This is a genomic window from Geotalea daltonii FRC-32, from assembly GCF_000022265.1.
GTDB classification, from domain to species: domain Bacteria; phylum Desulfobacterota; class Desulfuromonadia; order Geobacterales; family Geobacteraceae; genus Geotalea; species Geotalea daltonii.
Window position 1 is genome coordinate 3,072,567 of the sequence record NC_011979.1, and the last position, 23,041, is coordinate 3,095,607.

Sequence of the window (23,041 nt, forward strand, 5' to 3'; positions counted from 1 at the left end):
TCTTGGCGAGGGAATTATGGAACTGATCTGGGACCAGACGTACGAATGCATGGAACGGGAAGAAATCCAACAGCTGCAGCTGGAGAGGTTGCAGGCAACTTTGAATCGCGCCTACAAGAACGTGACCTGTTATCGCAACAAGTTCAATGAACTGGGGATCGTACCCGAAGACATCCAGTCCCTGTTGGACCTTACCAAACTTCCTTTCACCACCAAGGAAGATCTGAGGCTCAATTATCCCTACGGCATGTTTGCCGTGCCGCTTCGGGAGGTGGTGCGCATTCATTCTTCTTCGGGCACGACCGGCAAACCCACCGTGGTCGGCTATACAAAACATGATCTGAAGACCTGGTCCGGACTGGTAGCCCGGTTCATGACTGCTGCCGGCGTAACCCATGACGACGTGGTGCAGATCGCCTTCGGCTACGGGCTTTTTACCGGTGCCTTCGGTCTCCACTACGGTTCCGAGACCATCGGCGCCAGCGTCATCCCCATGAGCTCGGGCAATACGGAAAAACAGATCATGATCATGCAGGATTACAAATCCACCGCACTGGTCTGTACGCCCACCTATGCCATTACCCTGGCCGACAAGATGGAGAGGATGGGGATAGACCCAAAGAACCTCTCATTAAAAGTCGGATTGTTTGGTGGCGAGCCATGGTCCGAAAGCATGCGCAAGGAAATCGAAACCCGGCTTTGTCTGAGCGCCACCGACAACTATGGACTTTCCGAGGTCATCGGCCCGGGTGTCGCCGGCGAATGTTCCTGTAAGTGTGGCATGCATATCTTCGAGGACGCGTTCATTCCAGAGATCATAGATCCGGAAACCTGCCAGGTGCTTCCTCCAGGCAGTGTCGGCGAACTGGTTCTGACCACGCTTACCAAGGAAGCGTTGCCCATGATCCGCTACCGTACCAGGGATATTACCTCGCTGGATTACAGCAAATGCGACTGCGGCAGGACCCTGGTGCGGATGAAAAAAACCATGGGGCGCAGCGACGACATGCTCATTATCAAAGGGGTCAACGTTTTCCCGTCCCAGATCGAGGAAGTCCTCTTTGCCATCGAGGGCTGCGAACCCCATTACCAGTTGGTGGTCGACCGGATCGGCGCCATGGATGAACTCGAGGTGCGCATCGAGGTTACAGAGAATATCTTCTTCGATGAGATGAAAAAGCAGCGGGCCTTCCTGGAAATGGTAGAGAAAAAGATTGCCTCCATGCTCGGTGTCGGGGCAACTGTCAAACTTGTCGAGCCGAACAGCATTCCCAGACAGGAAGGCAAGGCCAGCCGGGTCATTGATAAACGTAAGATTTAGGCCCGTCGCGGCTTTACAGGGCAAAGCTCCAAATTTGACTTTTGAGCCGTCTTTGAATGTCCGGCAAGGCAGAAGCCTTCCTGCATTACGCAGTTATGGACCTGATCACCTTGATATGGGTAGGCTGCAAATTCATGTCATCAACGAGAGACACCGACAGCGACCGTTATCCGGAAAATCGCAGCCATGCCTGATGTCTCAATACTGACTTGGACAGATCCAGGCGCATGTTAACCTCAGGCTTGAATGTCGCTGTCAAACGGCCGGAGCTATCACGGGATGAAGAAGATATTAATAGCGTCCGATAAGATATATTATGTAAAGTACGAGGTCGGGTTGCGGGTATTTGTGCGAGAATAGCCTCATAATCCAGAATTAGCGGAGTTGTGCGTCTTTGCCGTTACACGCAAGACCTTGCGCAATATCGATACCCAATGCAATGTAGCTTGTCCATGTTGACCTACCTGTATGGAAAAAGCCCGTCAAGAAAAGTCTGACGGGCTTCGTGGGCTGTACAGAGCTGAAAAATAAGTTATTTCAGCAGTGTTACCTTGCCATCATCCAGGTCATATTTGGCGCCGACGATCTTGACCTTGCCCTCTGCAACCAAATGCCTGATAACTTTCGACTGCTTGGTCAATGCAGCAGAAACCAGGTTCACATTATCGTCTATGGCCATTTCCACCACCTCAGGTTTTGCTTTGCCCGTTGATTCTTTCTTAGCCAGCTTCACTGCCGGGGCGATGGAGCGGATTATCGAGCCCAGATTCCCTTCAGGCTTGCCTTTGGCTTCGACCGCAGCCGTTACTGCGCCACAACGCTCATGGCCGAGAACCATGATCAGCGGGGAACCCAGGTGTTCGGCTCCGTATTCGATGCTTCCCAGAATAGCCGGATCGGCGATGTTTCCTGCAACGCGGATGACGAATATCTCACCGAGACCCTTGTCGAATATTATCTCTGGCGGAACGCGCGAATCGGAGCAGGAAAGGATGATGGCATACGGCTTCTGATGTTTGGCGAGACTTTCGCGGGTGGTAAGGTCACAGAGCTTCTGACCACTCATCTGATTGGAGACATAGCGCTGATTGCCATCCAGCAGGCTTTTCAAGGCTTCATCGGCGCTCATGCCGGCTTGTGTGCCGCTGGCAAGTGCAACCGCTGCAGTAATTACAAGTGTTAAAACCGAGAGCCAGACAACATTCTTCAACTTCCTAGGCAACATATGGGGTTTCCTCCTGAAAAATTTTTCAAAAAAGTACCACCTTCATCTTTAAAAGGGAAACATTTTAATTGTTTAAACATAAGAGTGTGGCGATCACCAGATGGAATCCAGGTCGTCGGTGGTATTATCTGGCCTGCCATGGTGATTTCACTTCCGGCCTGGAATTAGATAGAGTGAAATTTTAGCTGCCTTTTTGACTATTTCGAAATGAGCATCCAGTGTGGCCAACGGGACACCGGCCTGTGCAGTAGCGGCGGCAATGAAGCAGTCGGCAAGACCGATGGTATGTCCCGAGCGGCGTAGATTGAAAGAGAGTCGCCCGGCTGCAGCCCATAATTCCGGGGTTTCCGGCAGGAATTCGAAGACATGCGGGAAATCGGCAAGCACGGCAAGCTCTTTGTCAGATTTTGCCCCCTGCATAAGTTCGGCAAGGATGATCCCGGTGCAGCAAACCTGTTCTTCGTCGATCAACCGCGTCACCACGCTAAAGCAGGGCTCTTGCTTGCGGAAGAACTCGATCCAGGCGGAAGTATCGACGAGAACCTTAGCCAAGGCGGTGGTCTCCATGTCGCAGTTCATCAGCATCCGCGATAAACTCCATCTTCCCGGCCATGGCCTTTATACGGGCCGCCTTGCGCAGGCGTATCTCATCCCTGACAGCGGTAAGAACAGCTTCAGTCTTGGTCTTGGCATCCACCAAAGACATGAGCTCGGTCAAAAGGTCCTGTGGGAGTGTGACGGTTGCACGTGCCATAAGGGTCTCCTTTATTTCACACAAGTTATTATACCTATTGTGTGCTTCAAGCCAACACAAAAAATCACATGTTGCTCATGGTAATTTGATCTTACCTTTTGCGCAGGCATTGTTTTCGGCGATTTCCATCCGGGCGATGTTTGCCAGCGGGAAGATCAAGACTCCCCTCCCCTTTTGATACAAAGCACAGTGGGTGGCGGAGGTCTGGATCAGGTGGCCCGAGTAGGTGTCGAAGCTCTTTGATGGGTTGGTGACGAGGAGGGTCGCGCGGGAAGTGAAAGGCTTGGTGCTGGGTTTGCCGGAGAGGATTTCTTTGTAGTTTTGTTTGGCAATGGCCTTACCCTGCTCGCTTGCCCATTGGGACGTTTTAGCAACCACTAGTACCATTAACACTGACGCGGCAACGGTAAGTATGAGCAGATAAAGCCTGTTAATAATCCTTTCTATGGTATCGCTGAAATGAAAATGCTCAGAAGCCTTAGGTTTTAACCATTCAACAAACATCTGAGCAAGTTTTTCCAGTTTTTGCCTCACCCGTCTAAGGCAGCAAACCATTGCTAATAAAATTAACGCAGTAACTAAATAGAAAAGAGTCACTACGTAATCCATCAGGACATTTACAAACACCAGCAGATAGGCAATAACACCGTTAATGACCGACTGTTCCTTAGACAAAGAGAACATGTCTTCGGACAAACCCCAGTATGAGTTGTAACCATCGCAATACGTACGCCCATAATAGGAGAGCAGTCCGGTCATAAGAGCAATTGCCAGCGCTAGGATTGAGGCATAATCCTTCCAGTCTAGCTTGGTCTTGGTTGATTGCGGGGTTGTAGCTGTATTTTCAGGACCAAATTTCTGTTCCATTCCATCTCCCTAAAGCCGCCAATCGCGGCGATGTTCTGCAAGATATTCCTGTGCCGGCCACAGGTTATTGTCTTTCGGCCCGATGATGCCGCGTCCGCTGAGCGTCAGCAGGAACCCCGGCGCGTTCGGCTGTGCAGAAATATGTCGGGAGGTAATGACTTCATAGCCGTCAGAGACTCCCATCATCCCATTGTCGAATGCCCAGTGACAAAGCCTGCACAGCGCCATGCCGTTGCGGATATCATCATTATTGCTTTTGCTCCAAGGAACAATATGAGCTGCCTCAACTGCGGTATATTGCTCGGGGGTGATGATCCTGACACCGCACAGGGCGCAGCGATGGTCATAGGTGGTGACCACCAGTCGCCGAAAGCCTTGATCTCGCGCGATGGGGCGGTAGTTATCCGCCTCGATTATCTCCTTGACCAGCGGCAAATGTGATTTCTCCTCCAGAATCCGGCTGTAATCATAGGCTTCGCGATTGATGACAGACTGCTCCCGCAGTTGCGCCTGTGCTTCGGGTGAGAAGCAGGAAAGGAGCAGTGCTTCCCTCAGCGCCTCCCTTCCCTCACCTGTCTGCATCACACCGAACAACTCTTCGTCCAACCGCACACCCAGAGCGTACTTGCGGAGGTAGCTGACGGAGGACGTGTTGTTGATGATGGCGGGGGTTATGGTTTTATCCGGCAGGGGGACCAATTCCCAGAACGACTCGCGATCCAGGCGAGAAAACGGAAAGGCGATGCTGCTGGTCTGGCCAAGAGGGACGACGCGACGCCAGTAGAGGTTGAACAGTTCGTTTAGCTCGACCAGATCGCCGGTGACGTCGATGAATGGTGAGGTGATGACGCCACGATGCACTAGGTCCAGCACGGCCAGAAGTAGGATTGGCTTGTGCGGGGCCTTGCGCTTGGTGGCTTCGGTCCAGGTTGGGCCGGGGGCGCGGTTGAGGGAGGTGAAAAATTTGATAAAGAGAGCAATATTCATTGGAGGTTTTCTAACTCAAGTGTATTGTCTCCCGAAAGTCCCAATAGGAGGTTACCGTATGTATTTTTTACATATCCTGAAATGGGTTGCATTGGTCTTGTGGAACTTCTTGAAGTCGGCCTCCATGTTCGGATCTGTGAAATGAACCACATCCTGCATATCAGCTCCATGAGAAATAAGGCCTGGACTTATCACTATCTTATACTGACTTATAAATTCTGCGACAATGTCTTTGAACTTCGGCATGAAGTGCTGATACTCTGCTTCCTCGCTGGTAATCAAGTCTCCAGTTTCGCTACAAGCCAACTTTCCCCCACTTTTTTTAAAGGCTTCATTTTTTTGATATATTAGTTCATCAGAAACTGCGTGCCTGCAGGCTCTGTAAAAAAGTTGTTCTGTAGTTGGAGGATTTGCTTTTATGCAACTGATATATGAAAACTCCGTTGGCACATTGTCAGCTCGCATTATGAAAAAACAAGGTGTGTGGTATTCAGGTGATGTGCCCCTGTAAAAATATTTAATTCCTTCGCCAATTTTGTATTCTGCTTCAGGATGGCGTTGAAGTAACTCAGAAAGCAATCTTGTGTCATCTGAATTTAACACTTGCCCATCACTATACGTGTTGAGCATGTCTTTGAAGAATTCCATAGCTGCTTTCTGAGTTCTAAAATATTTACTTGTAAGCTCAACCGATTTTGCCATATTTTTACTCCTCTCAAATGCTACAGTAGAAGGCTTGATTTGTTTAGCTATATGACGAGGTCCTGGGTTATCGGCGGTTGGTGCTCAAGCTTGTTGAGCATCATCACGTTTAACATGATCTTGAGAAATATGGCAACCGGATCGTGCGTCAACCTATAAATCGCCTAATTTCAAATCTGTAGAAATCATTAACTGTCTGGAGAAACTCGTCTAGCGCTGGTGTAGCTCGTAGGTTATTGAATTCGTCGAACTCAAGATTGTTTAGCTGTCCGTCCTCTTCTAGCCTCGAAACCATTCCCACACTCAAGCCGTATTTTGTCAATCGAATCTTCTTCTCATCATTAGTTCCATATATGTATAGGTTGTACTCATCCGTGGAAATAAGGTGGTAATCAAACAGCATCACTATGAACTTGTTGATCTTGAAACTTACGAAATCGTCCTCCATTTTGAGCTTAACCACGGCCAAATTGACGAGTTGTCTATCATTCTTGATCGCAAGGTCGACATAGGTGTTGTTGGAAGGACTGAGATAGGATGCCGTTTCGTAAGGCTCCTCTCCGTATGATTTGCCAAAATACATCTTGCTGTTGTTTGAGTTCACTTTCTGCTTGAAATACTGGATCTGCGAGTTGATGTTCTCGTTCAGCGCCTTCTTTTGCGCTATCAGTATATGGGACTCGTAGTAGTTTCTGGTTTCGGCGTGCGACAGACGTTTGATCTCAGCGTCACTTATGCTGTCAATCTCTCGCAAGAAAAGATACTCAATCTTCTCCATCATGGGTGCGGCCGTCCACCATTCTGGGGGGCATGAAGCGAGGGTAGGTGATTCTGCAATAATCCGACGTACTACTTCGTCGGGATCAGAGTAGAATTCAATAATCCCAGATTGGATTAGATATGCCTTTATTTCATCATCCATCGTCTGTGGCGTATCTGTTAAAAAACGCTCGTTTTCCTGCACCATGGTCACTTTTTCAAGGTACTTCTCTTTGGATTCAACCGGCATGGAGAGTGCTTCTATATCAAATGCTTCAAGCATTGGGTTCTTAATCTCATCATCAAAAACGCGGCTTCTGAGGAGAGCTATCTTGTTCTCCATTTTGCTCTTAGCGCTATTGTGTTCCTCGTTATTTACAAAGTGAACCTTTGGTAGGAGCCGCTCTAACCTGTTTCCCTTTTGCCCGAATATAGTGTTGAGCCTGTTGACACGGCCAATTAGATTCATGAGTTCCTTGCCGCGAAGAGAGTAAGTGTTGAATATGAAGAGTGTATCGATTGGGAAATTCATGCCTTCAAGAATAACTGAATTTGCAACGACATATTTGAGCTCAGGCAGATCTTTATATTTGAACTCAAGATATTCTTTCACAAGGTCAGGAAGCTTTCCATGTAGATAAACGACACCATGCTTTAAGTGTTCGATGGCGTAAAAATCAGGGTGGACTTCATTAGTTAAAATCCGAGCCAACTCACTAACCTTATCAGTGGGCTCGATCTGGGGCACCATTTCGCAGAGTTCACCTGCGAGCCGTTCAACCTTTACTGGCCGGTAGTTATACAAGAAGTTTTTCTCTCCAGAGTTTGCTAGAACATAGTCCTTTATTTCTACGCCCTCGCGCAGTTTATAAGTACTGCCCAGAAATCTATTGTACTGATGTACCTCCTTGTTAAGTCGCAATTCATATATCTCTGGTTCCTTAACGTTAAATCTGATTACATGTGAAGATATGTTCTGGTCTGGGGCCAATCGAAGACTGTTGGCATCGTTGAGAAGAGGAGAGAGGTAGATCACACGACTACTTGGATTCAATACGCGGTTCTTAGCTATGACGCGAGAAAGGAGAATGCTTCTGCTGTTCCCCTTGAGAAGATTATGAGCCTCGTCAACAAAGACTATATCGAAGCAGGTATTATGCTTGGCGAGCAGACGTAATGCGCGTTCTTGGGTGAATACGGCAATAAACGAATCCTCCCCGTCATACATTTCGTCATGAATTATCAGCTTTCGTTGTAGATTTGCCTTCCTGATCATCTGAAAAGTCTGGATCAGTAGTGACTTTGTTGGAACTAAGATAACGATTCTGCTTGGGATGGTACCTAATCGCTTGATTTGATCTACAATGAGTGAACTTTTACCAAAGGACGTAGGCGCCAAGTAGCAAGACTCTTGAGCGTTCTCATTCAGGAAAGAGGAGCTTGCGATGAACTGTTCAAGAGTGAGTATGTCATCGCTTTCATTGCGGAACCTGTCAAGCTTGATATCCCCAAGGCAAGTAATAATGAGATTACTGTCGTAAAGACCATTGGTGAGTATAGCTTTGGCTATTGGATAGAATCCAAAGTTTACAGCGAAGTCGTATAGGGGGGCGTAATCAGCATATTGTAGAGAGTACTTCAAAATTATGTAATAGGCGAGGTCTGCGTATGAGGTATAACGCCGGTCCTGTTGGTAGCGTCTTATAAATAGCATGGCGGCAGCAAGAATATACGCTCGATCACCTGGCTTAAGGCTTTCGCCAACAGTTAGTTGTGCGAAGACATCGCGGAATCGCTCCTCCTTCCCAAGACTGGTCATCGTTTTCTTTTCGGCGCTCTGCATATGCCTAGCCCTCCAGGTATTTCCAGAACAAGTCAGTTGACGCCTTGTTAACGCATATTATTTGGATTTTGCTGAAGCTAAAGCTTTTCATCAGTTGCTCAAGCTTTGGGGCTAGGTCACCGACGTCGATATCGGACCACTCTCCTTCAAGAAACAGCGTTGAACCAGGAATGATATTGAATGAGGCTATGTCCTGACGTGTACCAAGAGTGAACGCCCTAGCCAGAGCTTTCAGATTCTGCCGGATACTTTCGGCTGTACCCACATCTACAAGACTGGCGTGGTTATATGCATTCTGCCAGGGATTGTTTGCTGGGTTACCAGAAATCTTGTCTTTCAGATCAGAGTAGGCCAATGAGACCTTTGACTCATGCGACGCATTCGCCGTCGCCATGGAGCCAGATTTGCTTTCGTAAATCCAAGCCTCTTCTTTAAGGGAGTAATATCCATCAAAGCCCTTCTTAATAGAACCTTCCTCGAGATTTAGAAACAGGAACTCTTGCTTGAAGCCAATCTCTGTCAAATAAAGGTGCCCGAAAAATTCTGCAATCGCCCCCATCTCTGTTGTAGAGCCCTTTTTAGGAAGTAAGAATGCTATAAGACGCTGCTTAATTGTAGGTATGTCTGTATCTGTTGCACCTTCGCAGATGGAGACGATACTCGCGTCAATGCGGGAAGTTATGTCGTCGTTCAGTGTGGGGATGTTGATGAAATGAAGATAATTGCCGTTACCCAAATTTATGCGCTCGAAATCGAAGACATTGCCCTGAAAAGACATTTTCTGTTCTCCTGGGTTCTCATGGCGCACAACCGCTGCACTGAAATCTTTTGAATTTTACCTATAAAAAATCCCCAGCCCTGTGGGAAGCGCAACAAGGAGAACTTGGAGTCGATGGTATAGATGCCTTCCGGTGTCCTGCAATTTCCTTCTTCGGTTTTCTTGCCTTGAGGATTCCGCCCCAGTGCTACCTCATAGGACTTGAGCGGTTTCCCCTGCCGGAAGAGTGTCAGCCTGCGAGGCCCCTTCTCGATCAGGATCCTGTCAGCAACCACGCCAGCGGCGAGAGGCTTGCTCTCTGGCTTCCCGAAAATCCAGATCACAGCCACTGAAGCGATGATTATCGCGATAAATGCGAGCAATAGCTTTTTCACATCATAGAAAATTAGGGACACTTCCCCATTTTTACTAATTGCTTTTTACGTGCGCCCTTGCCCTATCCGTAACTCCTACGGCACTATCTCCACAACCATGTAGCGAAATCCGGGGACACAATACGCATTTCCTGGCAACAGCTAGTTCAACCCATCCCCAGCTGCCCTGCGTCTTCTCAGATTCCCCTTACGGCACTATCTCCACAACCACCCCATCCGGCACCACCCGCCAAATCTCCTCAATCTCCTGGTTCGTAACCGCAACACATCCCAGCGTCCAATCCCTTATCATGTGCAGCTTGCCGACAAAACCGAGGGCATTGGGCAGGCCGGGGAAATATCCGGGACAGATTTATTTTCTTCTAATATAAAATAGATTGCTTCCCTACAAGAGCGCCTGCGATTCTCTGTCCCCTCATGGCACTATCTCCACAACCACCCCATCAGGAACAACCCGCCAGATCTCCTCAATCTCCGGATTCGTCACGGCAACGCACCCCAGCGTCCAATCCCTTATCAGGTGAAGCTTACCGACAAAGCCGAGGGCATTGGGCAGGCCGTGGATCATCACATCACCACCTGGTGAAACGCCCCGTGCCTTGGCCTGGGCGACATCCGACGGGCTGGAGTGGGATAACAGGGACAGGCTGCTTTTTTATTTCTCTTTCTAAAGCAGCCTGTCGCTCTTAATTATTCTTTTAGATCCCGATTTCCGTTATTAAAAGCTTAACGCTCGCCACGCAATGCTGCCATCAGCGTATTTAGCGCATATCTCCAGGCTATCTTTTACCCCTGCTGCACCGCTCGTGTACCATAGGGTTCCAAGAGTATCTGTGGTACATGCAGGTTGTACGGCAACCGTGGGGGTGAGGGGGGGATTTTGGCTAAGGTCTGTGCTGGTGGCAATAGCTTTATTTATTTGAAGACCTCCGCGGAATTGTACAGTAGTTGATGGATCAACATTGGATTGTTTGATTCTCATTACCATTACCGGTCTGATGATATTGCTGGAGATCAGACTATTACACTGGTTGAAAACCCTGAATCCACCGTCGCCTGACCCGAACATAGAGGAACATCCATTAGCTGATTTCGGAATCCAATTTGTTCCGTCAAAGGCAGTCCCTGATGAAACAAAGACATTGTTGGAGCCAGCGGAAGTTATATATCCGCCATTATCCTCGCCGTTATAGGATAAATGGATACTTGAGTCCTTGGCATGCAAAGTATCATCAGGGTTCGATATGTCCAGTGTGTAACCGGTAGGTCTAGCATTTGGACCTTTAGGGAGATTGATACTTACATATCCAAAAAAATCGGGCCCATGTGTTTCGTTTGATTGAATGTTACCGTTCTCAACTATGGTTTCAGCACCTGCGGAGCCAAGGAAGCATATGCTGATACACGCAAAACTTGCCACTAGTCCTTTTACTTTCTTTACTACTTTCCACAACTCTCTTTCTTGCATCCTGTTCCTCCTGTTTTTTGGGTATAGGCCAAAGGCCATTCATGCATCCCCCCAATAACTGATAAAAACGGGGGTGTAACTTAAAAATCCGGGACAGATCTATTTTCTTCTAATACAAATTATTGAGATAATACTTCCCTACAAAAGCGCCAGCGCTATGCCTGCCTCTTCATGGCACTATCTCCACAACCACCCCATCAGGCACAACCCGCCAAATCTCCTCAATATCCGGATTCGTCACCGCAACGCACCCCAGCGTCCAATCCCTTATCAGATGCACTTTGCCGACAAAACCGAGGGCGTTGGGCAGGCCGTGGATCATCACATCACCACCCGGCGATACGCTACGTGCCTTGGCTTGGGCGACATCTGCTGAACTTGGATAGGAAATATGGAGGGCTCGATGATACCTGCTGCTCTGCTTGCGGCGGTCGATGGTATAGATTCCCTCCGGTGTCCTGCAATCGCCTTCTTCGGTTTTCTTGCCTTGCGGATTCCGTCCCAGGGCTACCTCATAGGTCTTGAGCCGTTTCCCCTGCCTGAAGAGTGTCAGCCTGCGAGGCCCCTTCTCGATCAGGACCCTATCAGCAACCACACCAGCGGGAAGAGGCTTGCTCTCTGGCTTACCGAGCATCCAGATCACAGCCACTGAACCGATGATTATCAATACAAATGCGAGCAATAGCTTTTTCACATCAGTCTCTTCTGTTCAAAGACCTTCAGATTTACAAATTAATGAGCTCTTTTCTACTCCTCCAGCCGCACAAATTCAATAAAAAAATCGCAGAGTTAGCTGTAAAATTTTTTTACAGGTGTAAAAAATTTTACACATCGGCAAAAATGGCTGGAATTTAACGAGGTTAGAAAGGGCAGGAAAAGAGTGAAGAAAAAGGCAAGGGAGAAATTCGAAGGGTGAAGAGTGAAAAAAATCTGCGGATGGAGTTATTTCACTTCTTGCTGGCGTTGTTTCTGGTGTTCTTGACTGCGGAGTTCAAGGGGTTGGCGCAGTATTTCGGATACCAGCTCGACATCAAACATAGATCGCTTCCCGATCAATACGGCTCTTGAGAAATGCGTTCATTCGGTCGCGGTAATGTACGACGTCAACATGTTCGTGCAGGGCTTCCTCTAGAGTCTCCTTGACATGAACGAGGGTGTATAGGTTCGGGTCTTTCATCTTGACGACCACATCCACATCGCTCGTCCCTGTCGTCTGCTCGCGGGCTACCGAACCGAAAATCCCAAGTTCTGTAATGCCATAGCAGTCAAGGAGCTCCTGTTTTAGCCTGCTTAGAACAGCAAGCGCATCATCCCTAAGTATCATATGACGCCCCCAAATCAGCGAACACTTTTCGAAGTCCACTAATACAATATTTGCATTAGTGGAGCAAGGCGAAGTTAGAGCATTTCGATCTGCCGTCGCGTGAGTGATTGTTTGACGCAGCCTCTCAACAACTCTCAGGCTGCCCTCTTCCGCTGGTGCTCCATAGCAGACCTAAGAATCCTGTTGATCCTGGTCTGATAGCCCTTTCCCCCCTGCTTCAGCCAGTCAAGCACGTCGGCATCCAGACGAATAGTAACGATCTCTTTTACCGGCCGGTAAAAACGCCCGACGACGGCGCTGCTCCAGTCAGTGTTCTCCGGAATCTCGGAAGTGTCAATCTCTTCATCGGATATTGCGGCAAGGACCGCCAATTCATCAGCCAACTTTTTATCTGCCTTCTTCATATCGTTGCCTCTCTTTCTTCGTTGCCTTGCGGGCGGAAATGATGCGGATCATCTCGTCATCATCCTGCTCGACGAAGGAATGAGCCACCAGCAGCACGACCACGTTGCCCACCAAGCCCAACGTCTGCCAGCGTTCCTCTCCGTTTTCGATCCGGTCGAGAACGCTAAGGTGAAAAGGGTCATCGAAAACAAGGCTGGCTAGTTCAAAACTTACCTTGTGCTTAATCTTGTTGCTGGTATTTTTGTTTTCGTCCCAGACAAGCTGCACGTGTACTCCCAATCGTTTACATAATTGTATTTACAGTTATGTAAAAGTCAACCAGTTATTTTACCCCCACTCCCCGGTCCGAAACGAAAACCCCTCCCCCATCTCCCGCCGCCAGATTGCTTCATCACGGGTCACAATCAACTGCCAGGTCTGGGTGACCGGGTCGTGGTGGTTCGAGGCGAAGGCCCGTGGGGTCAAGAGTGCTGCACACCACGCCGGGTCGGGATCGCGAACGGAGCGGTAGAAGATCGCTTCGATACCTGCCTCGCGGGCAAGGTGCGCCAGGGCCTGGGTGCCGGTGTAGTCCTTGGGGTGGGTCCAGATGGCTGCATCCTGGTTGAAAGGGTGGGATTGGAGATCGATGGCGGTGGCGTCAATGGTGACACTGAAGGCAGTATGGGCCGCTGGGCCCAGGCGACGGAGGCCGGTGGTTTCCTGGAGGAATTTCCAGCGCCAGTAGCCTATTTCGGCGGCGGCGGTGCGGATGGTTTCGGCCCCGTAGAAGACGCCGGGATCGGTGGGTGCGCGGAAGCGTGAACCTGGTAAAAAGGGTAGATAACGGAAGGGTGCGGCCAGGAGGTAATCAAGTATAGCCGCGTCACGGGGCAATGGAGGCTTGCTCTCTTCCAGGATCTGTTCGAGGATGTCCTGCTCGGCCAGGGTGTCGACCAGTTTCATGGTCGAGGCCATATGCTGGGCCTCCACCATGCGCCAGACCGATTCCGATCGGCGATGGGAATTAGACGAGACCGCGTCTGGCGTCCAGGTAATAGATGACACGGACCAGGCCCTCCGTTGAGGTGATGAGCTCGATGGGCTTGCGGCCGGCAAGGGCCAGGTTGTCGCTGTTCATCCAGCTGCGCACATCGGTGGCAACTCCGCCGACGATGGCATCGAGGGAGCGGAAGAGCCTGAGCAGCAGCACGGCGAATTCCCATTCTTTCTTTTCACTGGAAAGCTGATAGGTGCCGGCAAAAAGGCGGGATACGGAGGCTTTGCTCAACCCCAGGACATGGGCAAGCCTGGCCTGGGATAAGCCAAGTCGTTCGGCGGCATTGATCACCGCCTTGGATAGGACCGCTTCACGTGTGTGGGCTTCGGGTACTGTAACAGCTGCTTGGGCCATGGTTCCTCCCTTATGTTATTTCTGTAGAAATAATATCATTATATTATTGCTCAAGCAACTTTTTTATATAAACTAACCCTCCCTCCTCACCCTCACTATTATGGTAATACAAAACCACCGGCACATCCGCCGCGGCCCAATCGAGCGTCAGAAGTTCATCGGTCTTGAGCCAGACCACCGCGGCATGCTCATGGAGGAAGATTTCACCCGAATTTATCGTGCAGACGAAGGGATAGAGGTAACGGTGCAATCGGCATAGCTCTATAATCCGACAATTCAATAAAAAATCACAGTGTTAAGTAGTTTCCGTCCGGAAACGGTTCTTTTTCGCCCTGGCGGTGTCAATCTGCGGGATAGCTTGTGCGGCGTACCGATGTACGCCTCCGCGCAATCCCTTGATTTCCTTGCCAGGACAAAAAATCCCTCGTCTCCAAATCGGAAACTGTTAGTGTCTCATCGGAGTTTCCGGATGGCCACTAAGTAAAAATAAATTTATACACTTCGCGAAAAAGATATCAGCCCTGCAGAAAGCAAAAAACCGCCCGACAGCATTCTGCTGGCAAGGCGGCTTTCGCGTTATCAACTATTTTGGGTGACCAGGTTAGGCAGTTTTCTTTCAGCGTTAAATACTCCGACAGGTGACAGTATTTTCGACGCAAAAGAATGCCGGGCTTTTACGACTTGGCTCTCTTTCTCACGAATCCCAACCCGGCCAAACCGGCACCAACCAAAAGACAAGTGGCCGGTTCGGGAACCGGGGTCGTGGCCGAAGACTCGGTAACGCCGTTGCAGAACATGACGATTTCGCCGGTAAGTTTCCCGTCGCTGTAAAGACTGTAATCCAGATAATCACCCAAATTTATGGATGAAAGAGTCTTGCTGTAGTTGTAAAAAGTGCCGAATGGCTCGGGGAGGTAGATATACCCTTCGTTGTAGCCCTTATCGCCAAAGGGGGTATAGTCTTCGCCGGTGCCTTCGATGTTCGCCAGGTCGCCGAAGATGTTCCCCGAAACGTACCTGGCATAATAGCTGCGGCTGGCATCGAAAGTGCCACCGGGAAAACGGTAGGTGCTCACATCACGATTATAATCAATGTAAAAGATTGCGTTATAGAGTTCTCCGGTCCCATACGCCGTACCATCTTTGTATCGATTCAGCTCCCCTGCAAAACTGAGGTAAGTGGGATTCTCGTGAAGCCCTAAGGGAATGGCCTGCGCCAGACCGGGCAATAGCAGTGAGATTGCCAGGAGGGAAAGAACAGTCAACCTTTTTAAAATCATGGACACGCTCCTTTTAAGGAAGATGATTTGTCAGATTAACTATTATTCATATTTTATGCCAATGCAGAAGTTGCTGAAAAAGTATGAGTTTTCATCACGTCTGTTAGTGTAAATGTTAGCACCTCTGACACTTCAGACAAGAGTAACCTTGTTTAATATTCATCAACCTGCCTATCTTTCTGCACAAAACCAACGCTTAGGCTTAAAGAGACCGCTGAATTGCCCTCAACGGCGAGCGACCAATCCAACTAACCTCATGAGCCGCGCCTGCCAGCACCATACATACTTACCTGTCCCCATATTTGCTGCCTTACCTGTTGACGCGTAGTCAAAGCAAAAAAAAAGCAGCCATGAAGGCCACCCTTGATTCCGTCTTTATGTCATAAATTTCGGTGATCAGCTCCTCGCCTGTATCGGACAGGTGGCCGTGGAGATTTTCACAGTCTTCATGGTAGTGCATCAGGCAATGGGCTGCGGCAAAAGATGTACTGAACCAGGTCATGATGGCCAGGCCATCTTCCGAGCAACATCAACATCCGGCATTGGAAACGACGCAGGTATTCCGGCGTAGGACAGTGCCACATGTACCCTTCCATGACAGAATGTGTTCCTGAATGTCTCGACTACGTCCGGGTCAAACTGTAAGCCCGAACAACGTTCGATCTCAGCCATTGCCAGTTCCGGAGTGGTCCCCGGGCGGTAAGGCCGATTCTGGATGATCGCAGAATAGGTGTCCGCCACGGCGACAATGCGTGCGCCGATCGGTATCGCCGCTCCCCTTAACCCAGCGGGATAACCGCCCCCGTCATATCGTTCATGGTGGCAGCGGATGATATCGGCTATTCCGCCGGTGGTAGCGCAAAGCCCAACAGGAGCGACGATTTGGGCGCCAATGACGGGATGGCACCGCATTTCCAACTGCTCTTCAGTGCTGAGTGGCCCTTCTTTCTTCAGTACTGCGTCAGTGACGCCAATCTTGCCGATGTCATGGAGATGTCCGGCAATATGGATCAGGTTGCACTCGTGGTCATCTAGCCCCAGGTTCCGGGCGATCAGCAGACTGAGTTCAGCGACATGCTCGGAATGAAGAGCTGTGTTCGGGTCACGGGCATCAATGGCCCTGCCGAGAGATTCTGCCATCTGGTGAAGAAACGTAAGTCCACAGCCATGGATAGAGGCGGTCGGCAAATCTCCTGAAGCACGCAGCAGCGATGTAGTTGCGGTCAGCATCTCACCCCCGCTCTCTGCAGAAATCTGCTGCCCACGTTCATACAATCGAGATTCAATCATGCTTCCCCACTTGAGTAATAATGATAGTAATTATCATTATCAAACCACCTCAGGGCTGTCAACGAAATTTAGCGGGACTTGTTTTTTCATTAGCATCATTTGTGAACTGGCGCTCAAGCAAGATGTTTCCACGCAATAAAAAAGGGATTAGCTTGTTTCCATCCGGAAAAGGTTCTTTTCTGCCCTTGCGGCGTCAATCTGCGGGCTTACTTGTGCGACGTACCGATGTACGCCTCCGCGCACCCTTGATTTCCTTGCCAGAACAAAAAAATCCCCTCTTTCCGAATCGGAAACCACTAGGTTCTCATCCGGAGTTTCCGGATGGAAACTAGCTTGAATAGATGGAAGGGAAGTCCTGCTGCAGATCTAAGGAGTCAGTCTGGGATGACGGTGGTCAGATACATAGCCACTACCGGCACATCGGCCGCAGCCCAATCTAGCGTCGGAAGTTCATCTGCCTTGAGCCAGACCACCGCGGCATGCTCATGGAGGATAATTTCTCCCGAATGGATAGTACAGACGAAGGGGTATAGGGTAACTGTGCAATCGGTATAGCCGTGGGTGACGGGGGAAAGTGCTCGGCTGACCGTCACACCTATGTTTAGCTCCTCCATCAACTCCCGCTGCAGACATTCCTCAGCAGATTCCCCCGTATCGATCTTACCGCCGGGGAATTCCCATTTGTGGGGCAGGCTCATTGTTGCGCTGCGCTGAGCGGCAAGCACCAGGCTACCGCGCTCGATAATGGCGCAGGTGACGTGAATATGTTTTTTTGAAATAATCATAACCGAACCATTGCCTAAGGATGGAAAACAGCGCTGCGGATAAAATAAAAACCAGGTAAATTTAGCCTCACATACTTACCTACCCCGGTATTGCCCGGCTTACCAGTGGGAAATAGCAATAAAAACAGAAAAGACGGCTTGTTATGGCCGTCTTTCATTCCATTGTAATTCATTGTGCTTGTTAATCCTCCAATGCCTCCAGCGCCCTGGCCAGCTCAACCACCTTGGTCGCCACCAGTGCTTCCAACTTTGCTCCTTTTTCGGCGGTTGCCTTGGTTGGGTCGCCCCAGACGCCATTCTGCCAGTATTGCCGCTTGTTGCGCACCAGAATACCCGGAGGGAACGTGGGGAATTCCCGTTCCCCCGTTCCGGTGACAAGCTGGGGATGGGAATGCATGATCCGGGAAGTCTCGATCTCGCCGGCGTGGGCATCGCCGGCCGTTTCGATCAGCCCTCTCCCCTCTTCCTTGGCCAGATCATATTCGGTAACCACGGCCATCTTTATGTCATAAATTTCGGCGATCAGCTCCTCGCCTGCATCTTGCAGAGCCATTTTATGGGAGCCGCCGGCGTGGCCGGTGAGGACGATGAAGTTTTTCAGGCCGTGGGAGTGGAGGGACCGGACAATATCCTTGAGAAAGGATTTGAGGGTGGCGGTGGAAATGGAGATGGTTCCCGGATGGCGGGCCGTGGAACGGCAGCACCCATAATGGACCGGCGGGGCGACAAAGAGGGGAATGAGTTCCGCAGCCCGTTTGCCAACTTCATATGCCTGGATGGTGTCGGTGGAAAGGGGCAGGTGATAGCCATGCTCCTCAACGGAACCGAAGGGGATGTAGACCGTTTGGGTCCGCTTCAATCCCTCTTCGAAGTCCCCCATCGTCATGTTTTCGATGATCATGTAAAAATCCCTATAACTGACCGATGAATTTGTGGGTCTGGGGAATTATCCGTACTTCCTGCAGATACCGATTTGCCGTCTCCTGCATCTCCAGCATGCGGATCGCGGAGAGGTTCACCCTGCCCTTCAGGTCGGTAAATGGCTGAAGGATGAGTGGAATCCGGCTGTCGATTGCGGCCACGAGCTCTGCAGTCCTGATGATCTCCCAATCTTCCGTATCGGTCCCGATCACTGTCTTTACATAGGTTTTTTTCGATGCGGCGAGGCGAAGAAACTCCTCGTGGGCCTGCCACAGATCAGTGTAGCCGGAGGTTGAAGGGAGCTTGATGTCCATGCTAACGTAATCCACATGGTCCAGGAGTTGGGCGAGTTGGCCATGAAGAATGCCGTTGGTTTCAAGATATATGGGAAGATAGTGCCGCAGGGCCGGCAGCAGTTCCTGCAGCAGTTGATGACACAGCAGCGGCTCACCGCCGGTGATGCTTATGGAATGATGAATGCCGGGCCAGCCTCGCTGCCAGCCGCTGACAAGATTCACCAGGCGATCGACAGGGACGGGATTTTCAACCTGAAAAAAGTCACGGCGGCCGGGCGTGCTTTCCAATTGGCAGTATTGGGTGCGATCAGGCTCTGTGTCGCAGTAACTGCAGGTGAGATTGCATCCGCTGAAACGAATGAAAACCTGGCGCAGTCCTACCAGCAGTCCTTCGCCCTGGATGGAGGAAAAGACCTCGATGAGGTCGGCACTGCTTTTATTCATAATAGCTGGCGCTGGCGAAATCCGATTCCCAGACCGTTACTTCTGTCAGGCCGATGTTGTCACTGTTGAATTTCTTGGCCAGTTCCTGGAAAAGATAACGGGCGATGTTTTCAGAAGATGGGGAGCTCTCGATAAAGGGGGGAAGTTCGTTGAGATATTTGTGATCCAGGGTTTTGAGCAGAGCATTGGTTTCGCTTTTCAGGACCTTGAAGTCGATGCCCAGCCCGGACTTGTCCAGCTCCCTGGCCGTAACTGTCACTTCCACCTTCCAGTTGTGGCCGTGGAGATTTTCACAGTCCCCCTGGTAGTGGATAAGGCAATGGGCTGCGGCAAAAGATGTTTCAATTCTCAGTTTATACATGACGGCATCCTTTTGAACTAAATTTCGAGGAATATTACCACGATTTGCCGGGGATTGCCAGCAGGTTCCCCATAAGCAAAAGGGGGCAGCTCCACCTCGCAGGTAGTGTCTACTTCTTTATGAAACCCATGATCACTTCCTTGCCTTTCTGCAGATCCAGAGGTTTGGTAAGGTATCCATCCATTCCTGCTGCATAACATCTTTCCTCGTCCTCGCGGTAAGCATGGGCTGTCATGGCGATAATCGGAATATGGCCGCCAACCGCCTCCTCCTTTTGGCGTATGATCCTGGTAGCAGTAATGCCGTCCATCCGGGGCATCTGTACATCCATGATGATCAGATCATAGTGCCCTTTTTCCCACATTTCTACCGCCTCCTGTCCGGTCTTGGCCAGATCCATTTCCAGGCCGAACAATTCAAGAATCTGTTTCAGGAGTTCGCCCGCTAAAGCATCGTCTTCTGCAGCAAGAATCTGTGGAATAGTGCCTGTTTCGTTAATTGGTGGTGCAGCCTCCCAAAATGGCGGCGTTTCATGCCTGCTGTCGTCTCTTCCTTCACCCTCCACGGCTAACGGCACGGTGAAAAAGAAGGTACTCCCCTCCCCTTCTCTGCTGTCAAAGGCGATGCGCCCCCCCATCATTTCCACAATCTGGCTGCTGATGGCGAGACCGAGGCCGGTGCCGCCATACCTGCGCCTATCGGAACTGTCGACCTGACTGAAAGAGCGGAAGAGCAAATGTTTCTTGTCAGCTGGAATACCGATGCCGGTGTCGTTTATGGTGAAAGTTATCTCCGTTTCTCCGGTAGCCGTTTTGTTGCCAGTTACAGCCTTAACCTCTACTCTCCCATGGTCGGTAAATTTAACAGCATTACCGATCAGATTGAGAAGGACCTGTCTCAGCCGCACCTGGTCCCCTTTCACGACATCGGGGACATCCGGTGCAATTGACAGGGTCAGATGGAGACCTTTGCCCTGGGCTTCGGAGGAAAAATAATCGACCGCGTCGGAAAGACATTTACGCAAGGAAAACGGTTGCTCGTGTATCTGTAATTTACCCGCTTCGATTTTCGACAGGTCGAGAATGTCGCTGATGATCTGTAGAAGCAAATCGCCTGATTTGGTGGCCTTTAACAGCAATTCCCGTTGTTTCTTCTCCAGCTGGCCGGCATGACCGGAAAGCAGCAACTGGAGAACGCCAAGAATGCCATTCATGGGAGTACGCAGTTCATGGCTCATGTTGGCCAGAAATTGGCTTTTGGCGCGGTTGCCCTCTTCGGCGGCCTGCCGGGACTGCTCAAGTTCCAGGTACGTGCTGGCCAGTTTCGCTGTCATAGCGTCGAAGGCGCACGAAAACTCGGCAAATTCGTCATCACCTTGAATAGCAATGCGGTGATCAAGGTTCCCGTCACCAACGACCGAGGCGCCGGCCGACAGCCTTCCCATGCGGTTGGCCATGATCCGGGCCATATTCCATGAATTGAAAACCCCTACGGCAGTGGCTATTATCACTATGCAGAGGATGCCGACTCCGGCCAGGTTGAGGGTGAACAGCAGGCGCCTGTCTGCTGACTCGTGCAGCCTGCGTGCCTCTAAAACCATTTCATATAACGTCATGACTAATTGGGTTGTCAATCGGCTTTCGATCTGCCGGTGCAGGTCATACGGTTTTTCATCGGCGTTCTTTTTTTCACGATTTTCCACCACGGCAGAAAATAATCTTTCCGATGACTCATGGTTGTGAATCATTTTCCCGATGGTTCTTGTATCGTTGCTATCCTTGAAGGTGCCTGAGGCAGTTTTCAAAAGTCTGCCCAGCTGTTCATGCTTGGCAAACCACTGTATCTTTGACCTCTCATTGCCGATCCGCAGATAGTCCTCTCTGAAAGTACTCCCTTCAAAAGCCTCATTGACTATCTCGCTGGCTATGTGGGATTGTTTTATGGCACGATCCACGTGGTACAACGCCACCGAAAGCATGGAGATGACCATCAGACCCGCCATTGCCGAAGCAATTGCAACCAGTTGCAGTTTTCTTTTAACTTGCATGCCCCATCTATCCTATCAGTTTCCATCCGGAAACTCCGGATGAGAAACTAGTGGTTTCCGATTCGGAAAGAGGGGATTTTGTTCTGGCAAGGAAACCAAGGGCTTGCGCGGAGACGTACATCGGTACGTCGCACAAGTAAGCCCGCAGATTGACGCCGCCAGGGCAGAAAAGAACCCTTTCCGGATGAAAACTATCTAAGTATCATTAACCTTTCCGGTTTGACCGACTGCATGCCATCATAGTAGATGAAGTTAAGGTAATTGGGCATTTGCCGCTTCTTAACCAAACCGTTGGCCATAGCCCATTGGGATTCATCTTCCAGAGCGAGCAGCAGTGACTGGTCCAGGGTGACCTGGAATGAGTATGCAGGCCAAAACTGGCGCAGTACTTCCCGGTCAAGGTGGCAGAAATCCGCCACTATCTTTTGCGCCGCTACCGGATCCCGGATAGCGAATTCCTCGGCTTTGACCAGGGCACGGATAACTTTTGCCACTTGTTCCGGGTTATGGCGAATAAAGTCGTGGGTGGCAATAATGTTAAAGGTCAGCCGATGGATGTCTTCATCTTTAAATGAAACACCCCGGTCACCCATTTTTTGTTGGGCGTAGAAGAGGAATGGTTGCCAGGTAGAGATGGCATCCACAGTGCCATTGGCTAAGGCATCGACCATTTCCTCCGGCTTCAGGTCGACGACCTTCACATCGGCGATTGATATGCCATGGGCAATCAGAAAGGCATCCATGAAAAAATGGCCTGAGGTGCCCAAGGTGGCGCCTATGCTTCTGCCCTTGAGATCGTCATACTTAATGATTCCCCGGTCTTTTCTGGCAACAATGGCATGTGCCTCAGAGGAGGTCAGAATAGTGGCGACGATGGATATCTTTTTACCGTTCAGCACGGCAAACGTGAAGGGTGTTTCGGCGACCACGGCAAAATCGGCACTACCATCCATAACTGCCTGTAGAGCAGGTTTTCCATAGGGGTATACCTGCGGCGTCACAAGCAATCCCTCCTGCAGATAAAAACCTTGCTGCTGTGCAATTTGGGCAAGAGCTGTGAAGGGCAAGGTCGGAATCGCGATGGTAACATTTTTAAGGGGGAGTGTTTTCTGCTGCAGGTGGGCTCGCACAATGAAAAATACGCAACCTGCCGTCACGGCAAACATAATAACTACCCAAGTGAGGTGGTGTCTAATGGATGGAGCAACGTTTCGGTTCTTCATCTCCCTGCTCCACTTTATTTATATTTTAAAAATCGGATAATTAACATTTATAGGTATAAAGTTCAATTACTATTTTGCTCTATCCAACTCCATCTGCAAGGCTGGCAGGCAAGGCTGTAAAGATTTTTTACAGGAAGCTGAACGTGGTAGGCGCATAAACAAAAGGGCTACTTTAATCAAACCTTCGTATCATA

General features: G+C 50.0%; 28 protein-coding genes. 2 read left to right on the forward strand and 26 right to left on the reverse strand.

Features of this window, described 5'->3' with window-relative positions:
* The first annotated feature begins 16 nt into the window (after positions 1 to 16).
* Positions 17 to 1,321 carry a phenylacetate--CoA ligase family protein gene (locus tag GEOB_RS13905; RefSeq protein WP_012647881.1) on the forward strand — a complete coding sequence of 435 codons (1,305 nt, stop codon included), beginning with the start codon at positions 17 to 19 and terminating at the stop codon, positions 1,319 to 1,321.
* A 532-nt stretch (positions 1,322 to 1,853) separates the two neighbouring features.
* Here the strand turns inward: GEOB_RS13905 and GEOB_RS13910 are convergent.
* The 17 genes from GEOB_RS13910 to GEOB_RS13990 all read right to left on the reverse strand — a co-directional run bounded on the left by GEOB_RS13910 (position 1,854) and on the right by GEOB_RS13990 (position 14,200).
* Positions 1,854 to 2,546: a carbonic anhydrase gene (locus GEOB_RS13910; RefSeq protein ID WP_012647884.1), complete on the reverse strand. Its 693-nt coding sequence runs from the start codon at positions 2,544 to 2,546 to the stop codon at positions 1,854 to 1,856.
* Between the two features lie 147 nt (positions 2,547 to 2,693).
* Positions 2,694 to 3,131, reverse strand: a complete 438-nt coding sequence (gene vapC / locus GEOB_RS13915) for a type II toxin-antitoxin system VapC family toxin (protein WP_230198953.1) — start codon at positions 3,129 to 3,131, stop codon at positions 2,694 to 2,696.
* A complete protein-coding gene (locus GEOB_RS13920; protein ID WP_012647886.1) occupies positions 3,091 to 3,300 on the reverse strand; it encodes a hypothetical protein in 210 nt (69 codons plus the stop codon). The genes vapC and GEOB_RS13920 overlap by 41 nt, the downstream gene beginning before the upstream one ends.
* Positions 3,301 to 3,375: 75 nt before the next feature.
* The gene (locus tag GEOB_RS13925) at positions 3,376 to 4,167 is read right to left on the reverse strand and encodes a hypothetical protein (RefSeq protein ID WP_012647887.1); all 792 of its coding nucleotides are present in this window, start codon (positions 4,165 to 4,167) and stop codon (positions 3,376 to 3,378) included.
* A 9-nt stretch (positions 4,168 to 4,176) separates the two neighbouring features.
* Positions 4,177 to 5,028: an HNH endonuclease gene (locus GEOB_RS13930; protein WP_230198954.1), complete on the reverse strand. Its 852-nt coding sequence runs from the start codon at positions 5,026 to 5,028 to the stop codon at positions 4,177 to 4,179.
* 177 nt (positions 5,029 to 5,205) lie between these two features.
* Entirely contained in the window at positions 5,206 to 5,856 is a 651-nt protein-coding gene (locus tag GEOB_RS19400) for a DCL family protein (protein WP_012647889.1), read from the reverse strand.
* 148 nt (positions 5,857 to 6,004) lie between these two features.
* Positions 6,005 to 8,458 (reverse strand): DEAD/DEAH box helicase, encoded by a 2,454-nt coding sequence (locus tag GEOB_RS13940; RefSeq protein ID WP_012647890.1) that lies wholly within the window; start codon positions 8,456 to 8,458, stop codon positions 6,005 to 6,007.
* Between the two features lie 4 nt (positions 8,459 to 8,462).
* Positions 8,463 to 9,236 (reverse strand): hypothetical protein, encoded by a 774-nt coding sequence (locus tag GEOB_RS13945; protein ID WP_012647891.1) that lies wholly within the window; start codon positions 9,234 to 9,236, stop codon positions 8,463 to 8,465.
* Positions 9,197 to 9,610 (reverse strand): L,D-transpeptidase, encoded by a 414-nt coding sequence (locus tag GEOB_RS13950; protein WP_085950222.1) that lies wholly within the window; start codon positions 9,608 to 9,610, stop codon positions 9,197 to 9,199. Before GEOB_RS13950 ends, GEOB_RS13945 begins: the two co-directional genes overlap by 40 nt.
* A gap of 415 nt (positions 9,611 to 10,025) precedes the next feature.
* The gene (locus GEOB_RS13955; protein WP_327049832.1) at positions 10,026 to 10,256 is read right to left on the reverse strand and encodes a L,D-transpeptidase family protein; all 231 of its coding nucleotides are present in this window, start codon (positions 10,254 to 10,256) and stop codon (positions 10,026 to 10,028) included.
* Between the two features lie 72 nt (positions 10,257 to 10,328).
* Positions 10,329 to 11,078, reverse strand: coding sequence for a hypothetical protein (locus GEOB_RS13960; protein ID WP_012647892.1), 750 nt, complete (start codon positions 11,076 to 11,078; stop codon positions 10,329 to 10,331).
* A 169-nt stretch (positions 11,079 to 11,247) separates the two neighbouring features.
* Complete coding sequence (locus tag GEOB_RS13965) at positions 11,248 to 11,772, reverse strand: L,D-transpeptidase family protein (RefSeq protein ID WP_012647893.1); 525 nt, start codon at positions 11,770 to 11,772, stop codon at positions 11,248 to 11,250.
* A gap of 336 nt (positions 11,773 to 12,108) precedes the next feature.
* On the reverse strand, positions 12,109 to 12,402 hold the full coding sequence (locus tag GEOB_RS13970) for a nucleotidyltransferase family protein (RefSeq protein WP_012647894.1): 294 nt from the start codon (positions 12,400 to 12,402) through the stop codon (positions 12,109 to 12,111).
* A gap of 134 nt (positions 12,403 to 12,536) precedes the next feature.
* On the reverse strand, positions 12,537 to 12,806 hold the full coding sequence (locus GEOB_RS13975; RefSeq protein ID WP_012647895.1) for a BrnA antitoxin family protein: 270 nt from the start codon (positions 12,804 to 12,806) through the stop codon (positions 12,537 to 12,539).
* Entirely contained in the window at positions 12,790 to 13,074 is a 285-nt protein-coding gene (locus GEOB_RS13980) for a BrnT family toxin (RefSeq protein ID WP_012647896.1), read from the reverse strand. Before GEOB_RS13980 ends, GEOB_RS13975 begins: the two co-directional genes overlap by 17 nt.
* A gap of 60 nt (positions 13,075 to 13,134) precedes the next feature.
* The gene (locus tag GEOB_RS13985) at positions 13,135 to 13,854 is read right to left on the reverse strand and encodes an RES family NAD+ phosphorylase (RefSeq protein WP_230198956.1); all 720 of its coding nucleotides are present in this window, start codon (positions 13,852 to 13,854) and stop codon (positions 13,135 to 13,137) included.
* Complete coding sequence (locus tag GEOB_RS13990) at positions 13,814 to 14,200, reverse strand: XRE family transcriptional regulator (protein ID WP_012647898.1); 387 nt, start codon at positions 14,198 to 14,200, stop codon at positions 13,814 to 13,816. The genes GEOB_RS13985 and GEOB_RS13990 overlap by 41 nt, the downstream gene beginning before the upstream one ends.
* A 100-nt stretch (positions 14,201 to 14,300) precedes the next feature.
* Here GEOB_RS13990 and GEOB_RS20175 point away from each other — a divergent pair, with 100 nt between their 5' ends.
* A complete protein-coding gene (locus GEOB_RS20175; protein ID WP_154650499.1) occupies positions 14,301 to 14,459 on the forward strand; it encodes a hypothetical protein in 159 nt (52 codons plus the stop codon).
* A gap of 415 nt (positions 14,460 to 14,874) precedes the next feature.
* On the opposite strand, the gene GEOB_RS14000 is transcribed toward GEOB_RS20175, so the two are convergent.
* From GEOB_RS14000 to GEOB_RS14035, 9 genes are all read right to left on the reverse strand, one after another.
* Positions 14,875 to 15,480 carry a PEP-CTERM sorting domain-containing protein gene (locus GEOB_RS14000; protein ID WP_012647899.1) on the reverse strand — a complete coding sequence of 202 codons (606 nt, stop codon included), beginning with the start codon at positions 15,478 to 15,480 and terminating at the stop codon, positions 14,875 to 14,877.
* Between the two features lie 328 nt (positions 15,481 to 15,808).
* The gene (locus GEOB_RS19825) at positions 15,809 to 15,982 is read right to left on the reverse strand and encodes a 6-carboxytetrahydropterin synthase (protein ID WP_012647900.1); all 174 of its coding nucleotides are present in this window, start codon (positions 15,980 to 15,982) and stop codon (positions 15,809 to 15,811) included.
* Complete coding sequence (locus tag GEOB_RS14005) at positions 15,979 to 16,770, reverse strand: HD-GYP domain-containing protein (protein ID WP_230198957.1); 792 nt, start codon at positions 16,768 to 16,770, stop codon at positions 15,979 to 15,981. The genes GEOB_RS19825 and GEOB_RS14005 overlap by 4 nt, the downstream gene beginning before the upstream one ends.
* A 374-nt stretch (positions 16,771 to 17,144) precedes the next feature.
* Positions 17,145 to 17,555: a (deoxy)nucleoside triphosphate pyrophosphohydrolase gene (locus GEOB_RS14010; RefSeq protein WP_012647902.1), complete on the reverse strand. Its 411-nt coding sequence runs from the start codon at positions 17,553 to 17,555 to the stop codon at positions 17,145 to 17,147.
* 181 nt (positions 17,556 to 17,736) lie between these two features.
* Complete coding sequence (locus GEOB_RS14015; RefSeq protein WP_012647903.1) at positions 17,737 to 18,456, reverse strand: creatininase family protein; 720 nt, start codon at positions 18,454 to 18,456, stop codon at positions 17,737 to 17,739.
* A 10-nt stretch (positions 18,457 to 18,466) separates the two neighbouring features.
* The gene (locus GEOB_RS14020; protein WP_012647904.1) at positions 18,467 to 19,216 is read right to left on the reverse strand and encodes a 7-carboxy-7-deazaguanine synthase QueE; all 750 of its coding nucleotides are present in this window, start codon (positions 19,214 to 19,216) and stop codon (positions 18,467 to 18,469) included.
* The gene (gene queD / locus GEOB_RS14025) at positions 19,209 to 19,577 is read right to left on the reverse strand and encodes a 6-carboxytetrahydropterin synthase QueD (protein ID WP_012647905.1); all 369 of its coding nucleotides are present in this window, start codon (positions 19,575 to 19,577) and stop codon (positions 19,209 to 19,211) included. Before queD ends, GEOB_RS14020 begins: the two co-directional genes overlap by 8 nt.
* A gap of 109 nt (positions 19,578 to 19,686) precedes the next feature.
* Positions 19,687 to 21,624 (reverse strand): ATP-binding protein, encoded by a 1,938-nt coding sequence (locus GEOB_RS19405; protein WP_012647906.1) that lies wholly within the window; start codon positions 21,622 to 21,624, stop codon positions 19,687 to 19,689.
* Between the two features lie 191 nt (positions 21,625 to 21,815).
* Positions 21,816 to 22,847, reverse strand: coding sequence for an ABC transporter substrate-binding protein (locus GEOB_RS14035; protein ID WP_012647907.1), 1,032 nt, complete (start codon positions 22,845 to 22,847; stop codon positions 21,816 to 21,818).
* Positions 22,848 to 23,041 lie beyond the last annotated feature (194 nt).

Coding starts and splice junctions, on each gene's coding strand:
- GEOB_RS13905 (WP_012647881.1), top strand. CDS start 17: ATGGAACTGATCTGGGACCAGACGTACGAATGCATGGAACGGGAAGAA.
- GEOB_RS13910 (WP_012647884.1), bottom strand. CDS start 2,546: ATGTTGCCTAGGAAGTTGAAGAATGTTGTCTGGCTCTCGGTTTTAACA.
- vapC (WP_230198953.1), bottom strand. CDS start 3,131: ATGCTGATGAACTGCGACATGGAGACCACCGCCTTGGCTAAGGTTCTC.
- GEOB_RS13920 (WP_012647886.1), bottom strand. CDS start 3,300: ATGGCACGTGCAACCGTCACACTCCCACAGGACCTTTTGACCGAGCTC.
- GEOB_RS13925 (WP_012647887.1), bottom strand. CDS start 4,167: ATGGAACAGAAATTTGGTCCTGAAAATACAGCTACAACCCCGCAATCA.
- GEOB_RS19400 (WP_012647889.1), bottom strand. CDS start 5,856: ATGGCAAAATCGGTTGAGCTTACAAGTAAATATTTTAGAACTCAGAAA.
- GEOB_RS13940 (WP_012647890.1), bottom strand. CDS start 8,458: ATGCAGAGCGCCGAAAAGAAAACGATGACCAGTCTTGGGAAGGAGGAG.
- GEOB_RS13945 (WP_012647891.1), bottom strand. CDS start 9,236: ATGTCTTTTCAGGGCAATGTCTTCGATTTCGAGCGCATAAATTTGGGT.
- GEOB_RS13960 (WP_012647892.1), bottom strand. CDS start 11,078: ATGCAAGAAAGAGAGTTGTGGAAAGTAGTAAAGAAAGTAAAAGGACTA.
- GEOB_RS13970 (WP_012647894.1), bottom strand. CDS start 12,402: ATGATACTTAGGGATGATGCGCTTGCTGTTCTAAGCAGGCTAAAACAG.
- GEOB_RS13975 (WP_012647895.1), bottom strand. CDS start 12,806: ATGAAGAAGGCAGATAAAAAGTTGGCTGATGAATTGGCGGTCCTTGCC.
- GEOB_RS13990 (WP_012647898.1), bottom strand. CDS start 14,200: ATGGCCCAAGCAGCTGTTACAGTACCCGAAGCCCACACACGTGAAGCG.
- GEOB_RS20175 (WP_154650499.1), top strand. CDS start 14,301: ATGGTAATACAAAACCACCGGCACATCCGCCGCGGCCCAATCGAGCGT.
- GEOB_RS14000 (WP_012647899.1), bottom strand. CDS start 15,480: ATGATTTTAAAAAGGTTGACTGTTCTTTCCCTCCTGGCAATCTCACTG.
- GEOB_RS19825 (WP_012647900.1), bottom strand. CDS start 15,982: ATGACCTGGTTCAGTACATCTTTTGCCGCAGCCCATTGCCTGATGCAC.
- GEOB_RS14005 (WP_230198957.1), bottom strand. CDS start 16,770: ATGATTGAATCTCGATTGTATGAACGTGGGCAGCAGATTTCTGCAGAG.
- GEOB_RS14010 (WP_012647902.1), bottom strand. CDS start 17,555: ATGATTATTTCAAAAAAACATATTCACGTCACCTGCGCCATTATCGAG.
- GEOB_RS14015 (WP_012647903.1), bottom strand. CDS start 18,456: ATGATCATCGAAAACATGACGATGGGGGACTTCGAAGAGGGATTGAAG.
- GEOB_RS14020 (WP_012647904.1), bottom strand. CDS start 19,216: ATGAATAAAAGCAGTGCCGACCTCATCGAGGTCTTTTCCTCCATCCAG.
- queD (WP_012647905.1), bottom strand. CDS start 19,577: ATGTATAAACTGAGAATTGAAACATCTTTTGCCGCAGCCCATTGCCTT.
- GEOB_RS19405 (WP_012647906.1), bottom strand. CDS start 21,624: ATGCAAGTTAAAAGAAAACTGCAACTGGTTGCAATTGCTTCGGCAATG.
- GEOB_RS14035 (WP_012647907.1), bottom strand. CDS start 22,847: ATGAAGAACCGAAACGTTGCTCCATCCATTAGACACCACCTCACTTGG.